Below are 16,814 nucleotides of genomic sequence, written 5' to 3' on the forward strand. Positions count from 1 at the left end.
AAGAGGAAAAGGAGGGGAATTATTAATGGATTTAGTAGGTTTATTGCCAATTATTGCTATGTTCGTCGTTATGTGGTTTTTTATCATTCGACCAGCGCAAAAGAGACAGAAAAGCACTGCCGAAATGCAAAGTAATCTAAAGCGTGGAGATCATATTATTACAGTGGGTGGATTGCACGGTAAGGTAGATGCAGTGGATGATCAAACAATTTATGTAGTAGTAGCTGATGGTACTCGTTTACAATTTGAACGTGTTGCTGTTGGACGAGTTGTTACAGATTCTACAATTTAAGCAAAAGAACTTACTCTCTTATGAGTAAGTTTTTTTTTTGTGGGCAATATAAAATTGAGGTGAATTCATATGAATGATACTCTCATAATTATTTTGCGTACAATAGCATTGTATTGGATTATATTAGCTATTTTAAGAATTATGGGAAAAAGAGAAGTCGGCGAGCTAAGTATTTTTGACTTAGTTGTCTTTTTGTTGATTGCAGAAGTAGGATCCGTTGCAATTGATAACCCGGATAGTAATCTTTGGCATGCTTTTTTACCAATGGGAATCTTGCTGATTATTCAACTGATTGCCTCGTATACTTCCTTAAAGAGTAAAAAATTTAGAGATATGATGGAGGGCCATCCATCCATTATTATAAAAGATGGCGTGATAGTGGAGAAAGAGATGAGGAAGCAAAGATATAATCTAGATGATTTGCTACAGCAGCTGAGAGAACAGCAGATTGGTTCTATTCGTTCAGTTTCCTATGCCTTTTTGGAGCCATCAGGTAACTTATCCGTTTTCAAAAAGAAAGAGGAGCAGTTTATATTCCCTTTAATTATTGATGGAGATATACAAATGGATCATCTTATTCGAATTGGAAAAAGTAAAGAATGGTTATTGGAAGAACTGAATAAAAAAATGCTTTATGATCATAAAAAAGTATTCTATTGTTCCTATGAGGAAGAAGAATTATATATTCAACTTAAGACTTCTTTTTAATAAAAGAGCCCAAAACCTACCTTTTGAAGGGAGATCTTGGACTCTTACTTTTTTAACTAATGGACTTAAAATCTATTTTTAGAGCTTTTAGCTATTTTAAAAATCACACTAAGCTCTTTTCGTCGAATTTGTCCAAATAGTAATAGGCCGATTGTTAAATAAGCTAGAGTGAGTAAACAATCTATTATCAATGATTGGCTACCTATGGACACTAACATTGGTCGAGTAATAATAGTCACTAGAAATACGACATAAGGTAACGCGAAAAAAGAGAATCCAATTTGAGCCTCTTTCTTTTGTTTAAGTGAAGCGATATGTAGAAATGAAGTGATCAGTACACCAAATCCTATCGCAACAATTGCACCTTTCTCCTGGATGCCAGCTTGAGATGCTAAGAAAAATAGTAATAGTAACTTTCCTACCCCGCCATAAAGCGAGTTGAGAAATGCGCTATTAGAGCTATTGAGAGCCTGCAAGATAGAGAACAAAGGGCTTTGAATATAGTAAAAGAAAAAAATTGGAGATAGGATTTTCATATAGACTTCTGCGTTTTCAACATGAAATAGTTCATAGACTAGCTCACCACCATGTAAATAGAACAAGGTAGCTGCATAACAGCCCGTTAGAGTAGAAAATTTTAAAGATAAATGGATTCTTTCTTTAAGCAAACTATAGTTCTTTCTTGCATAAGCGTCACTTACAGCAGGTATAAGGACGATAGAGAGTGCAAATGGTATAAAGGATGGGAATAGTAATAGCGGTACTAAAACGCCTGAAATTACTCCATATAGCGTTGTAGCAGCAACAGCGCTTATACCTGTAATAGCTAAAGCCTTGATAAAAATGATAGGCTCCAAAAACCATGTGAATGAACCAAAAAGCTTACTACCAGATGAAGGCAGGGCTATAGCGAATAATGGCGGCAGTGGATACGCCTTTTTTGACTTTGTATATGTTTGTTGTTTTTTCCACTTTTCATATCTCCATTTGAGATAAAGTAATGATGCTGCCTCTGCAACCAAAGCTAAGAACATAGCGTATGCAGCAGCTTCCTGTGGAGATGAAGATGTTAAAAATAAAGGCAAGGCAAAGGTGATTAATAAGATACGAACTATTTGTTCAATTAGCTGGGCTATTGCTGTTTCTTCTAATTTAGCAATTCCTTGTAAGAAGCCTCTTAAGATTCCCCCTGCTGCTGCGATTGGGACAATAGCAATAGACACGTAGAGAGTCATCGTTATTGCATCGTTTTTCAATAGATTACTAGAAATAAGTGGAGTGACAAAAATAAAGATCGGTGTAAAAATAATCATAGATACTACGGTTACAATTACGGAAGTTCGCATAACTGTGAAATAATCAGATATAGCGTTTCTCGTTCGAAGCTCAGCTATAATTTTAGTTATAGCAATCGGTATACCCAATTGGATAAGGGATAAGAAGAAGATAAAGGCCGGATACGCCGTGCTGTAAATACCAACTGCCTCTTCTCCAGTCAACCGAACAAACTGCATGCGGTAAATAAAGCCTAAGAACTTGGACAAAAAAATGGCAAACATTAATACAATGGACCCTCTTAAATACGTCGACAAATTAAACACTTCCTTCTCAAATGCAGGAACTTCGTTTACAATAATAATATGCAAGCCACTTACCACATTATTCTATAAAGAGGTGCAGTATTTTGGAAAACTCATACAATCATATCTTTCTACACGTGCTACCAGCTTTAGAGAGCAAAAAGAGTGAATTTAAAGTTTATCAGTACGAAACAGTAACAGAACAAGATATTTGGAAGTATTGTGTGGAAAAGAAATGGAGGAAGCTAGACGTTCTTTCCTTATCTCTTCATCAGATTGTCAATGACGTTCTTTCTATTACACCAGCAGAGTATATGACCTACGAGCAAATTCAAAACTCTCGAACATCCAATTGGTTTGCAGACATTAACCAAGAGGAATTACAAGTCTTATTAAATCCTCAAAATGAGAAAAAATAAGCAAACAGTCATTTGACAGTAAGGGGCATCGTGTTTCATAATAAATGTGTTGCATTTTTTTGGAATTGAAATAGATGGAATATTCTATTTCATAATTGTTTTAGCAATAGCCTTTCTGACGAAGGAAGTCTGTGGTTATTCTTAGGAGGAAGTACATATGAAAACAAGAGGACGCATAGTTGCGTTTTTACTGCTTCTTGTAATTTTTGCAGGGACAATAAGCCCAACAGTTGGCGGAGTTTTAAATAATATTAAATTAGGGCTAGATTTACAAGGTGGCTTTGAAGTCCTGTATCAAGTTGAAGAACTACAGGATGGACAAGAAATTACAGATGAAATAGTAGCAGATACGGCGTCAGCATTAACTAGCCGTATTGATGTACTTGGTGTAAGTGAGCCAAGTATTCAGATTGAGAACGACCATAGAATAAGGGTTCAGCTCGCAGGAGTTGAAGACCAAGAGTCAGCTAGGGAACTACTTTCTACACAAGCTAATCTAACGTTCAGGGACTCAGAAGATAATATAATGCTAGATGGTATGGACCTTAAAGAGGGCGGCGCTAATCCTGCGTTTAACCAACAAGGACAGCCAATTGTTACATTAGAGCTAAAGGATGCGAATAAGTTTGCAGAGATAACGGAGCAAATAGCAGCTAGACCTGCACCAGACAATGTGTTAGTCATCTGGTTAGATTTTGAAGAAGGCGTAGATTCCTATGCTGCCGAGGTTTTAAAGGAAGAACACAAATTCATTTCTGATCCGCGAGTATCTCAGCGAATTAGCTCTGAAAGCGTGGAAATATCGGGTGCCTTTTCAGTAGAGGAAACAAAAGATCTTTCAGGTATATTAAACGCTGGGGCTTTACCAGTTAAACTTACAGAAATTTTCTCGACGTCAGTTGGAGCACAATTTGGTGAGCAAGCATTAGACAGCACGATTCTTGCAAGTATTATCGGTGTTGCAGCTATCTTCCTATTTATGATTTTCTATTACCGCTTACCGGGCGCTATAGCAGTCATTTCGTTAGTCGTGTATATCTTCTTAATCTTAGTAATATTCGATTGGATTAATGGAGTTCTAACTCTTCCAGGTATTGCAGCCATTGTTCTCGGAGTAGGTATGGCAGTGGATGCCAACATCTTAACCTATGAACGAATAAGAGAAGAGCTAAGAGTTGGTAATTCGGTAAAAAAATCATTTGAAGCTGGAGCGAAATCGTCCTTCTCGGCGATTTTTGATGCGAATGTCACCACCCTTTTAGCAGCAGTTGTATTATTCTATTTTGGTACAAGCTCTGTTAAAGGGTTCGCTACGCTTTTAATTATTAGTATTTTGGTTGTATTTATAACAGCAGTTTTTGCTTCTCGTATTCTTTTAGGATTGCTAGTTCATAGTGGATACTTAGACAATAAACCAGGCTGGTTTGGTATTTCGAAAAAACGTATACACCCTCCAGAAGAGGAAATTGATACGTTAGATTTAACAACTAAGTTTGATCGAGTAGACTTTGTTCACAATAGAAAAATTTACTATACAGCGTCTATTATATTGACAGTAGCTGGAATTGTCATCTTGAGTGTATTTAAGCTAAATCTAGGAATTGATTTCTCCTCTGGTACACGTGTCCAAATAGACTCCACAACACCGTTGACTCAAAGTGTCGTTACCGAGAAATTGGATACTATTGGATTGTCTTCTGAAGATATTGTCATTTCAGGTGACAATAGCGAAGGAGCAGTAGTCCGTTATAAAGATGAATTTACTCAAGAAGAGATTAAAAATTTAAAAGCAGATATTAAGGAACAATTTGGAGCAGAGCCACAAGTAAGTACAGTTTCACCTACGGTAGGAAAGGAACTTGCTGCCAACGCAATGAAGGCGATGCTATTTGCAGCAATTGGGATTATAATTTACGTTGCCTTCCGGTTTGAGTGGCGTATGGGTGTAGCTGCCATTGCATCCTTAATCCATGATGTCTTCCTAATGGTAGCCATTTTTAGTATTTTACGTTTAGAAGTAGATATTACCTTTATCGCAGCTATATTAACGATAGTAGGTTATTCGATAAATGATACGATTGTAACGTTTGATAGAATTAGGGAAAATCTCCATCGTAGTAAAACTATTACTACCGAAGAAGAACTTGCTTCTATAGTTAATAAGTCACTTCGACAAACTTTAGGGCGTTCAGTTAATACTGTATTAACTGTGGTACTTGTAGTAGTAGCATTATTATTGTTTGGTGCAGAAGGTATACGAAACTTCTCTATTGCACTGTTAATTGGATTATTAGCAGGAACATATTCATCTCTATTTATCGCAACTCAAATCTGGTTTGATCTGAAAGCTAGAGAGCTACGTAAAACAGGCGGTATTAAAGTGGATAAAGAAGAGAAAAAATGGGGTTCAGATGAGCCAGTAGTATAATGAAACAAAATAAGGGGACGGGGTATTTTATACTCCGCCTCTTTTTTCTTTGCAGTAATATATACAACCTTTCTTGTTTTATACGTTATAATAACTAATAAGGAAGTGAAGAAAAATGATACAATCACAAAAAAGATGGAGAATATCTAGGCCCAATGACGAATTAGTTAATACGTTCGAAAAAGAGCTAACCATACCTCGCGTTTGTGCGAAAGTATTAGTCTCTAGGGGGTTTAATAGTGTAGAAGATGCTAAAAACTTTTTATATATAACGGAAGAACATATACATGACCCATTTCTCTTTGAAGGAATGGAGAAATTAGTAGAGAGAGTACATCAAGCAATAGATGCTGATGAAAAAATCATGATTTACGGCGATTACGATGCAGACGGAATAACAAGTACTACTGTCATGATGAAAACATTGGAGGCCCTTGGTGCCGATGTTATTTTTAAGATTCCTAACAGATTTATAGACGGCTATGGACCAAGTGAGCGTTTATTCCAACAAGCTTTTGATGAAGGTGTCAAACTTATCATTACAGTCGACAATGGAATATCAGGGATTCAACAGATTCAGTTTGCAAAAGACTTAGGGATGGATGTCATTGTTACGGATCACCATGAACCAGGAGATGTGCTTCCAGCGGCAGATGTTATCATACACCCTGGTTTAAAAGATACAAGATATCCTTTTTCTCATTTAGCAGGCGTAGGAGTAGCTTTTAAAGTTGCTCATGCATTACTTGGTGAAATACCTAAAGACTTGTTTTATTTAGTGGCTATTGGTACAATTGCTGACCTTGTATCGGTTAAGGGAGAAAATCGATACTTCGTCCAAGAAGGTATTAAGCAAATGAGAAAAACTACCAACATAGCGATAGAAGCATTAGCAAATGTCAGTGGTGTAGAAATAAACACGATCAATGAAGAAACGATAGGTTTTATGTTCGGACCACGTATTAATGCTGTAGGTCGACTTGGTGAAGCAGCACCTGGCGTTGAGTTATTCATAACTGAGGATTCAAATCGAGCACTTGCGCTTGCCAATATGCTAAATGATAAAAATAAGGAAAGACAAGCCATTGTTAAGCAAATCACAGAAGAAGCGGTGGAAATTCTAGAGCAAAACCATACTATCGAGGGTCCTAGTGTCATCGTAGTTGGTAAGGAAGGGTGGAACCCTGGTGTTTTAGGAATTGTGGCTTCGAAATTAGTAGAGAAATATTATCGTCCAACAATTGTTCTTGGATTTGATCCGGACAAGCAAATTGCTAAAGGCTCTGCGCGCAGTATAGAAGGCTTCCATATGTACAATGAACTAGCTAAGAATAGTGATATTGTTTCTCATTTTGGTGGTCACCCGATGGCGGCAGGTATGACGTTTCCGCTTGAACATATAGATGAGTTTAGAGAGAGGCTCAATGAGCAGGCAAGAGAATGCTTAACAGAGGAACAGTTAATACCTGTAGTATCGATAGACGTACCATTAGAAATGGATGAAATTTCTACCGAGTCTATACAGTCCATTCAACGTCTATCTCCATTTGGAATGGGTTTTGCTAAGCCAGTGTATTGTATCGAGAATATACAAGTAAACTCAGTGAAAAAAATTGGATCTGCTCAAAATCATGTTAAAATGGAGCTTATGCAGGGAGCAATCTTGTTAGATGCGGTAGGTTTTGGAAAAGGAGAGCTAGCTGATGAGATAGCACCAGCTACAAAGTTATCTTTTATAGGGGACTTGCAAATTAACGAGTGGAATGGTCGAAAGAAACCCCAGCTTATGATTCAGGATGCTAGAACAAATGAGTGGCAGTTGTTTGATATACGTGGTGTGAGACAAGTGAATAGATGGTTACCAACCATTCCCGTTTCTCAGACTGTTTTTGTGTGTTTTAACAAGGAATCTATTTCCCATTTTGAATCAGTTGTTTCTGAAAATATATGGTCATTGGATAGCTTGATAAAAGAAAAAGTCAAAGCAAATTGTTTATGTCTCTTAGATTTGCCTGAAGATGAAGAGCAATTAATGAACTTATTACAATACCACGATTGGAAAAGAATCTATGCTCACTTTTTTGCATCGGAGTCGACTTACTTTGAGGGCTTACCTACGCGAGAACAGTTTAAATGGTACTTTTCTTTCCTTGCAAAAAGAAAAACGTTTGCTCTCAAACAGCATATACAACAGCTATCCAAGCACACTGGCTGGAGCCAAAATACAATTAATTTTATGTCAAAGGTGTTTTTTGAGCTAGATTTTGTTAGAATAGAGGGTGGCACATTGGTGTTGAATGAAAATCTACCTAAAAGAGATTTATCGGAAGCACCAATCTATCAACAGCGTACAAAGCAAATTGATTTAGAGCAGAAGCTATTGTACGCACCATATAAAGAGCTGAAACAATGGTTTGAAGAGCGAAAAGCAGTACAAACCGTTCCTGAGGAGGAGCAAAAATGGATTTAAAGAAATATGTTACAATAGTAGAGGACTGGCCTAAACCAGGTATTCGTTTCAAGGATATTACAACAATTATGGATAATGGAGAAGCATATAAATATGCTACTGACCAAATTGTGGAATATGCCAAAGAAGTGGGTGTAGATATAATCGTTGGACCAGAAGCACGTGGATTTATCATTGGATGTCCAGTTGCTTATGCTTTAGGCATAGGTTTCGCACCAGTTCGTAAGGAAGGCAAGCTTCCTCGGGAAGTGATCCGTGCAGAGTACGGGTTAGAATACGGGAAAGATGTTTTGACAATGCATAAAGATGCTGTTAAACCAGGGCAACGTGTACTAATTGTAGATGACTTGTTAGCTACAGGTGGTACAATAGAGGCTACTATCAAATTAGTAGAGGAACTTGGTGGTGTAGTAGTAGGTTGTGCATTCTTAATCGAATTGACTTATTTAGATGGACGTGACAAGCTTAAGGACTATAACATCCGTACGTTAATGCAATACTAATATTCTTCTTTCTTTATGGACACAAATTGTGCATAATAAGAAAGTAATTGACTATACAAGATAAGGGTGGACTTTACAAGTCCCTCTTTTTTTTTATAAAATATAGCTTATATACTATTTTTGAAAAATAACGAAATCAGGTGAGTTAACATGGCAAAAGATCAGGTGAAGACAGCAGAAGATGTTTTTGAAACAGTTTCCACTTATATGAATAAAGAACATGTTGACTTCGTTAAGAAAGCATACGAATTGGCAGAGCATGCTCATAGAGAACAATTCCGTAATTCGGGGGAGCCATATATTCTACATCCCATACAAGTAGCAGGAATTCTTGCTGATCTTCAAATGGATCCCGAGACTGTTGCCGCTGGTTTTCTACATGATGTTGTAGAGGACACTGAATATACACGAGAAGATATTGTTCGTGAATTTAACGAAGAGGTTGCCCTGCTAGTAGAAGGGGTAACGAAATTAGGTAAAATTAAATATATGTCTAAAGAAGAACAGCAGGCTGAAAATCATCGGAAGATGTTTATAGCTATGGCACAGGATATCCGAATTATCTTGATTAAGCTTGCTGACCGTTTACATAATATGCGTACATTAAAGCATTTACCTGAGGAAAAACAACGACGTATATCTAACGAAACGTTAGAGATTTTTGCACCTCTTGCCCACAGACTAGGAATTTCAGCAGTGAAATGGGAGCTAGAGGATACGGCATTACGTTATTTAAATCCGCAGCAATATTATCGAATTGTTAATTTTATGAAGAAGAAGCGTACAGAGCGAGAGCTTTACTTAACGGATGTTATGGATGATATAAGAAATCAGCTGGATGAAATGGAAGTAGGAGCAGATATATCTGGGAGACCGAAGCATATTTACAGTATATATCGCAAAATGGTCGTTCAAAACAAGCAGTTCAATGAAATCTATGACTTATTAGCAATGCGAATCATTGTAAATAGTATTAAGGATTGCTACGCAGTTTTAGGGGTTATTCATACACTTTGGAAGCCAATGCCTGGACGATTTAAAGACTATATCGCTATGCCTAAGCAAAATATGTACCAATCCCTCCATACTACGGTAATCGGACCTAACGGAGAGCCATTAGAGGTTCAGATTCGCACTGAGGAAATGCACAATATAGCTGAATATGGGGTTGCCGCGCATTGGGCTTACAAAGAGGGCAAAAAGGTAGAGGCAGGTAAGCAAAACGTTGATTCCAAGCTTACTTGGTTTAGAGAAATCTTAGAATTTCAGCAAGAGTCATCAAATGCTGAAGAATTTATGGAATCCCTCAAATTCGATTTATTTTCAGATATGGTGTACGTATTCACTCCAAAAGGTGATGTAATTGAGCTTCCCGCCAGCTCTGTTCCAATAGATTTTGCGTATCGAGTCCACTCTGAGGTCGGTAACAAAACGATTGGCGCTAAAGTGAACGGAAAAATGGTGCCGCTGGATACCAAGCTGCAAACAGGAGATATTATTGAAGTTCTTACGTCTAAACAATCGTTTGGACCGAGCAGGGACTGGATAAAAATTGCTCAATCATCACAGGCCAAAAATAAAATTAAGCAATTCTTTAAAAAACAGCTCAGAGAAGAAAATGTTATAAAAGGTAAAGAAGCTGTTGAAAAAGAAATAAAAGCTCAAGAGTTTGATATAAAGGAAGTTCTTACTTCTGAGAACATTAAAAGGGTTTGCGAAAAATACGCTTTTGCCGGGGAAGAAGACTTATATGCAGCTGTCGGCTTTAGTGGAATAACAGCACAACAGGTAGTAAACCGTTTAGCGGAAAAAATGCGCAAAATCCGTGACCAAGAAGAGGCACTTGAAAAGATTAATACTGAAATGCAAACGCCTACGATTAAGAAAACAACAGAATCTGGCGTTGTAGTAAAAGGTATCGATAATCTACTTATTCGACTTTCCCGCTGCTGTAGTCCAGTACCAGGGGATGCGATTGTAGGATTTATCACGAAAGGTAGAGGAGTTTCTGTTCATAGAGCGGATTGTCCAAACGTTCAAAATGATGATGCTCATTCACGTATTATTGAGGTAGAATGGGAGCAATCAGATAGTCCTTCGAAAAAGGAATATCAGGTAGATATCGAAGTGTCTGCTTTTGATCGGACAGGCTTGCTAAACGAAGTACTTCAAGTAGTAAACGAATCTAAAACCAATATAGTTGCAGTTAGTGGCAAATCAGATAATGATATAGCGTCCATTCATCTGTCTATTTTAATTTCTAATATTGCACATCTACACAAAGTTGTGGATCGAATTAAACAGCTATCAGATGTCTATTCTGTTCAGCGTATTATTAACTGATGCAAACCAGCAACTGAATTGAGTTAAAGGGAGTAATTTTAGATGAAAGTTGTTCTACAAAGATGTAAAAACGCAAAAGTAACAGTAGACGGCGAAATTACTGGTCAGATAGATCATGGATATATGTTATTAGTAGGAATTACAACTACAGATACTGAAAAAGAAGTCGATTATTTAGTAGAGAAAATAGCCGGACTACGGTTATTTGAGGATGAAGATGGTAAGATGAACCATTCCATTCAAGAAATGAATGGTTCCATTCTTTCTGTCTCTCAATTTACACTGTATGCAGATACAAAAAGAGGAAGACGTCCTAGTTTTATAGAGGCCGCTAGACCAGAACAAGCTAAGCCACTTTGGGAGCTGTTCAATAGCAAGTTACAGGCAAAGGAAATCCAAGTGGAAACAGGGGTTTTTGGAGCCATGATGGATGTAACATTCACTAATGATGGCCCTGTGACTATCGTGCTTGAGGCTTAGTCTTACTTTATATTAAAAGTCCTGAAAATTTTACGTACAGTAAAATTTTCAGGACTTTTTTTGTTTAATTCATGAATGTTATAAGGAATTAGCTTTTTAATTATTTCAATTGACTATCAAAGTAGTCGATAATACCGTTATATATTCCATGAGTTGCTTGTTCCCTAAATGCTCGTGTAGTAACATGCTGTTCTTCTGTTGGATTGCTCAAATATCCTAATTCTATAAGAATAGCAGGCTGCTTATTTTCTCGAAGTACTAAATAGTTACCTGGTTGAACACCACGATTTTTTAAGGAAATCATGTCACCGAGTCCTTTATGAACATAGTTAGCAAGCTCTTTTTGATGGCTGTTCATGTAGTACGTAGTATAGCCTCGTACGGAACTATTATTAATGGCATCGTAATGGAGACTTATGAAAGCATCGGCATTTACTTGATGCGCTATAGAAACTCTTTTACGTAAGTCTACATATTCATCCGATTGTCTGGTCATCCTAACATTAGCACCTGCAGCTTGCAGTTTAGAGGAGAGCAATTCAGCTGTTTTAAGCGTTATATCTTTTTCATCGGTCCCTAAAGCACCGGTTGTCCCACGATCATTTCCACCATGCCCTGCATCAATTACAATTGTTGCACCTTTTAATGTCCCTTTTTTTCTTGTTACTTTTTCTTTCTTTTGCTCTTTCTCTGTTTCTTTTGAAGTTTCCGGAGTATTTGTTTCTTCTGAGGAGGATACTACCCAGTTAGCGATATACCCATTTTTTCCATTTCCTAAATCGATTTTAAACCAGTCATTAATTGTCTCAATGACTTTAAATGATTCACCGGCCGCAGCTCTTTTCACTACTTCGCTGTTAGTATTACTCTCAGCTCGGATATTTGTTCCACTATATAGCACAGTAATGGACTCTGATGAAGTGGTCTTTGAACTAGATCCTACTGCATTTGTAAAGCTACCATAAAAGCTATAAAGCCATCCCTTTTTTCCTGATTCAAGTTCTACTTGAACCCATTGGTGGTCTGTAGCAAGTACGTTAAATTGGTCTCCTTTGTTAACTTGACCTATTTTTTTTGAGGATAAGTCAGGTTTAGCACGTACATTTAAAGCATCCACAGAAATAACAAACTTTTTTTCTTTTATCGATGATGTCGGTGATGGGGCTTTTGTTGCCGTATGCTCCACTATAGTCACATATGTATTATTTACCCAACCCTTTTGTCCATTGTAATCAATTTCAACCCATTCATCTTCTGATTGATGTGCAACGTACTTTTCTCCTTCATTTAATTTACCGATAACGGCAGAAGAAACTGAAGGTGCTGTACGAACGTTTAAATTATTTACTTTGGAGACAATTTGCTTATTGTCTAATCCTTCCGTTTCAATAGTTGCATACCAGCTAGCAACCCAACCAGTAGTATTTTTGTATTTAACTTTTAACCAATCATTTTCTTTTCCAACTACTGAGAGTTTATCATTTTTATGTACTGAACCTATTGTGTCATATGTTAATCCCGGACCACTACGCACCTTTAAAGATGATACACTTACTACAGCCTCTTGTTCTTGAGCTTGAACCTGAATATTAACAAAAGGTATGAAGAGCGAAAATACTAGTAATAATGTTACCAATTTGTGGACTATTTTGTTATTCATTGGATCACCTCTCTCTTTATTGTAAATAGTCTAACAAAAAATTACTACCATTTATTTAAAAAGGTTGACTTATTTCATTTACGTTATTATGATAAAGTATAATTAAAAATTATAATAAACCATTGACCGAAAAAGTAACTGTTTATAAGGAATGACAAGAGAGGGAAAGACGTGGCTGCAATCTTTCCTACAGACCCCTACAGTGAACAACATTCGAGAGGTTTTTTGTCGAAAGAGTATTCTTTAGTAGGCAAAAACGGATCTGGCCGTTATCCAGCGTTGAGAGGGTTAATTATATTAACCAACTAGGGTGGAACCGCGGAAGCTTAAAAGCTCTCGTCCCTTGCTATATGCAAGGGATGAGGGCTTTTTTTATTTGTATTTGAAGGGAGTCCAACATAATGGATATTAAATTACCAAGAGGAACACAAGATATCTTGCCATCTGAAACAGCAAAGTGGCAGATAGTAGAAGATTTAATAAGAGACGAGTGTCGTATGTTTCACTACAAAGAGATTAGAACGCCTGTCTTTGAGCATACTGAACTCTTTACTAGAGGAGTAGGAGATACAACTGATATCGTCCAAAAAGAAATGTACACGTTTCAGGATAGAGGAAATCGATCACTTACGTTAAGACCTGAAGGAACAGCATCAGTTGTACGATCATTTGTAGAACATAAGATGTTTGGATATCCTGATCAGCCAGTAAAGCTATATTACATGGGACCTATGTTCCGCTATGAGCGTCAACAAGCTGGTAGGTATCGTCAATTCGTTCAATTTGGTATGGAGGCAATCGGTAGTGCTGACCCAGCGATCGATGCTGAAGTAATATCTTTAGCTATGTCGATCTATAAAAAAGCTGGTTTAAAAAGCTTGAAACTAGTGATTAACTCATTGGGGGATACAGAAAGTCGAATCGCTCACCGAGAAGCTTTAGTGAACCACTTTGAACCACACATCGAGGAATTTTGCTCTGATTGCCAAAATAGATTGCAAAAAAATCCACTGCGAATTTTAGACTGTAAGGTAGATCGTAACAATCCTTTGATGGCAACAGCACCATCTTTAACAGATTTTTTAAATGAAGAATCTGCAGCATATTTTGAAAAAGTAAAAGAATACTTAACCACGTTAAATATAGAGTTTGAGGTAGATCCTAATTTAGTACGAGGACTAGACTATTATAATCACACTGCATTTGAAATTATGAGTACTGCTGAGGGATTTGGTGCGATCACTACGCTAGCTGGTGGAGGAAGATATAACGGCTTAGTAGCGGAGCTAGGTGGGCCAGATTCTCCGGGGATTGGTTATGCGATGAGCATTGAAAGGCTTCTACTTGCGATGGAGGCAGAAAAAATTGCGTTTCCAGACCATACTTCACTAGATGTTTACCTAGTGGCTATGGGTGAGGAAGCTAAGAAAAAAGTGACGGAGCTTACCTTTGAGCTGCGTCAAAACAAAATTTCTGCTGATATGGACTATTTAGACCGTAAAGTAAAGGCTCAGATGAAATCAGCGGACCGATTAAAAGCAAAAGCAGTGATTGTAATCGGTGAAGATGAACTCGAAAAACAAAGTGTTATGTTAAAAGATTTAACTACTGGGAATCAACAGCTAGTACCATTTACATCCTTAATAGATGAAGTTAAAAAATTAACGGAGGCAAAATAATCATGAACAGAACGCATACAAGTGGACAACTAAACGAACAACATATAGGTGAATCGGTTCAACTAATCGGTTGGGTTCAAAAACGAAGAGATTTGGGCGGACTAATTTTCGTTGATGTGAGAGACCGTACTGGTATTGTGCAAGTTGTATTTAATCCAGAAATTTCAGAAACTGCTCTTCAGGTGGCAAATACGTTAAGAAACGAATTTATCATCGAAATTAAAGGGAATGTCGTTGCACGTGCAGAAAATCAAATAAACCGCAACATCCCTTCTGGTGCAATTGAGGTTCAAGCAAATGAAATTTCCATTATCAACGAGGCAAAAAATCCTCCTTTTTCAATTGAAAATCAAACAGATGCAGGGGAAGATGTTCGTTTAAAATATCGTTATTTAGATTTAAGAAGACCAGTAATGTATGACACATTTAAAATGCGTTCAGATATTACAAAAACAGTTAGACGCTTCTTAGACGATGAAGGATTCCTTGAAGTAGAGACACCGATCTTAACAAAGTCTACGCCAGAGGGAGCTCGAGATTACCTAGTACCAAGTCGTGTACATGGAGGAGAGTTTTATGCTTTACCTCAGTCTCCACAATTATTCAAGCAGTTGCTGATGGTTGGAGGATTTGAAAAGTACTATCAAATTGCTCGCTGTTTCCGTGACGAAGATTTACGTGCTGACCGTCAACCAGAATTTACACAAATTGATATGGAAATGAGCTTCCTATCGATGGATGACATTCTTGAGATGAATGAGCGCATGATGCAAAAAATCATGAAGGATGTTAAAGGGGTAGATGTTAGCATTCCATTCCCACGAATGGATTATGACGAAGCAATGGCAAGATTCGGATCAGATAAACCAGATGTTCGTTTTGGTTTAGAGCTAATAGATCTTTCAGAGCAAGTGAAGGATAGCTCCTTTAAAGTATTTGCATCTGCAGTAGAAGCCGGCGGCCAGGTAAAAGCTATTAACGTCAAAGGAGCAGCAGATAACTATTCACGTAAAGATATTGATGCCCTTGGAGAATATGCGTCTCGTTATGGAGCGAAAGGTCTTGCATGGCTTAAAGTTGACGAGGAAGGCATTAAAGGTCCTATTGCAAAATTCTTTGAAGGTGAAGCAGCAAGTACGCTTATCCAAACTCTAGATGCTGCAGCAGGAGATTTATTACTATTTGTAGCCGACAAGAAATCAGTAGTTGCAGATGCTCTTGGAGCGTTACGCTTGAAGCTTGGTAAAGATTTAAAGCTAATTGATGAAAGTCGTTATGCTTTCCTTTGGGTCGTGAACTGGCCATTATTCGAGTACGATGAAAAAGAAGGACGTTATTATGCAGCCCACCATCCATTTACACGTCCTGCTGACGAAGACCTTCCGTTGATGGAAACTGACCCAAGCCAAGTAAAAGCACAAGCGTATGACCTTGTTTTAAATGGCTATGAGCTAGGTGGCGGTTCTCTTCGTATTTACTCAAGAGAAGTACAGGAAAAAATGTTTGAAATTCTTGGATTCTCTGACGAAGAGGCAAAAGCTCAGTTTGGATTCTTAATGGAGGCATTTGAATATGGTACACCTCCTCACGGTGGAGTAGCATTCGGATTAGACCGTTTAGTTATGCTTCTATCAGGAAGAACAAATCTTCGTGATACAATTGCTTTTCCTAAGACAGCAAGTGCTAGCTGCTTACTGACACAAGCACCAAGCCCAGTAGCAGAAGCTCAACTTGATGAACTACAGTTAAGCTTAAATAAAAAAGAACAATAAATAGTTACCACCTTTTAAGTATGAAATTTATGCTTAAAGGTGGTTTTTTATTTGTGAGTCACAAAGAGAGAAGTTACTCTTAAATTAGCAGGATTCGCACCTAAAATTAGTGGAAGTGACACCTAAATCATAGTGAGGCGCACATAAGTGGGAGAGAAGTGCAACATAAAGAAGAGAAAGTGACACCTAAAGAGTGGATTCGCACCTAAAATTAGTGGAATTGACACCTAAATCATAGTGAGGCGCACATAAGTGGGAGAGAAGTGCAATATAAAGAGGAGAAAGTGACACCTAAAAAGTGGAATCGCACCTAAAAGTAGTGGAAGTGACACCTAAATCATAGCGAGGCGCACGTAAGTGGGAGAGAAGTGCAATATAAAGAGGAGAAATTGACACCTAAAAAGTGAAGGTATATTAAGAGTAGAAGGAGTAATACTTAAAACACGTATACCAAATGCTAAAACTCAATAATAATTGGAA

General features: G+C 37.5%; 12 protein-coding genes and 1 other annotated feature. Of the genes, 10 read left to right on the forward strand and 2 right to left on the reverse strand.

Features of this window, described 5'->3' with window-relative positions; translation table 11 throughout:
* Positions 1–25 precede the first annotated feature (25 nt).
* The gene (gene yajC / locus Q0371_RS08665; RefSeq protein WP_169358002.1) at positions 26–292 is read left to right on the forward strand and encodes a preprotein translocase subunit YajC; all 267 of its coding nucleotides are present in this window, start codon (positions 26–28) and stop codon (positions 290–292) included.
* A 69-nt stretch (positions 293–361) separates the two neighbouring features.
* Complete coding sequence (locus Q0371_RS08670; protein WP_298470346.1) at positions 362–1,000, forward strand: DUF421 domain-containing protein; 639 nt, start codon at positions 362–364, stop codon at positions 998–1,000.
* Positions 1,001–1,065: 65 nt separating this feature from the next.
* Here the strand turns inward: Q0371_RS08670 and Q0371_RS08675 are convergent, their stop codons facing one another.
* Complete coding sequence (locus Q0371_RS08675) at positions 1,066–2,646, reverse strand: oligosaccharide flippase family protein (protein WP_240949541.1); 1,581 nt, start codon at positions 2,644–2,646, stop codon at positions 1,066–1,068.
* 38 nt (positions 2,647–2,684) lie between these two features.
* On the opposite strand from Q0371_RS08675, the gene Q0371_RS08680 reads away from it, so the two are divergent.
* The 6 genes from Q0371_RS08680 (at position 2,685) to dtd (ending at position 11,223) form a co-directional block, all read left to right on the forward strand.
* Positions 2,685–2,999 (forward strand): post-transcriptional regulator, encoded by a 315-nt coding sequence (locus tag Q0371_RS08680; protein WP_169358004.1) that lies wholly within the window; start codon positions 2,685–2,687, stop codon positions 2,997–2,999.
* Between the two features lie 157 nt (positions 3,000–3,156).
* Entirely contained in the window at positions 3,157–5,427 is a 2,271-nt protein-coding gene (gene secDF, locus Q0371_RS08685; RefSeq protein ID WP_298470351.1) for a protein translocase subunit SecDF, read from the forward strand.
* A gap of 115 nt (positions 5,428–5,542) precedes the next feature.
* Entirely contained in the window at positions 5,543–7,897 is a 2,355-nt protein-coding gene (gene recJ / locus Q0371_RS08690; protein ID WP_298470353.1) for a single-stranded-DNA-specific exonuclease RecJ, read from the forward strand.
* Complete coding sequence (locus Q0371_RS08695) at positions 7,888–8,400, forward strand: adenine phosphoribosyltransferase (protein ID WP_169358007.1); 513 nt, start codon at positions 7,888–7,890, stop codon at positions 8,398–8,400. Before recJ ends, Q0371_RS08695 begins: the two co-directional genes overlap by 10 nt.
* A gap of 150 nt (positions 8,401–8,550) precedes the next feature.
* Positions 8,551–10,743: a bifunctional (p)ppGpp synthetase/guanosine-3',5'-bis(diphosphate) 3'-pyrophosphohydrolase gene (locus Q0371_RS08700; RefSeq protein WP_169358008.1), complete on the forward strand. Its 2,193-nt coding sequence runs from the start codon at positions 8,551–8,553 to the stop codon at positions 10,741–10,743.
* Positions 10,744–10,785: 42 nt separating this feature from the next.
* Positions 10,786–11,223: a D-aminoacyl-tRNA deacylase gene (gene dtd / locus Q0371_RS08705; RefSeq protein WP_298470356.1), complete on the forward strand. Its 438-nt coding sequence runs from the start codon at positions 10,786–10,788 to the stop codon at positions 11,221–11,223.
* Between the two features lie 100 nt (positions 11,224–11,323).
* Here the strand turns inward: dtd and Q0371_RS08710 are convergent, their stop codons facing one another.
* Positions 11,324–12,883 carry an N-acetylmuramoyl-L-alanine amidase gene (locus Q0371_RS08710; RefSeq protein ID WP_298470358.1) on the reverse strand — a complete coding sequence of 520 codons (1,560 nt, stop codon included), beginning with the start codon at positions 12,881–12,883 and terminating at the stop codon, positions 11,324–11,326.
* Positions 12,884–12,996: 113 nt separating this feature from the next.
* Positions 12,997–13,230: a binding site (T-box leader), on the forward strand.
* A gap of 54 nt (positions 13,231–13,284) precedes the next feature.
* Between Q0371_RS08710 and hisS the strand changes: the two genes are divergently transcribed.
* Both hisS and aspS read left to right on the forward strand, forming a co-directional pair.
* Positions 13,285–14,562 carry a histidine--tRNA ligase gene (gene hisS / locus Q0371_RS08715; protein ID WP_298470360.1) on the forward strand — a complete coding sequence of 426 codons (1,278 nt, stop codon included), beginning with the start codon at positions 13,285–13,287 and terminating at the stop codon, positions 14,560–14,562.
* Positions 14,562–16,334, forward strand: a complete 1,773-nt coding sequence (aspS, locus tag Q0371_RS08720; RefSeq protein ID WP_298470432.1) for an aspartate--tRNA ligase — start codon at positions 14,562–14,564, stop codon at positions 16,332–16,334. The genes hisS and aspS overlap by 1 nt, the downstream gene beginning before the upstream one ends.
* Positions 16,335–16,814 lie beyond the last annotated feature (480 nt).

Source organism: uncultured Psychrobacillus sp., assembly GCF_938022135.1.
Lineage (GTDB): Bacteria > Bacillota > Bacilli > Bacillales_A > Planococcaceae > Psychrobacillus.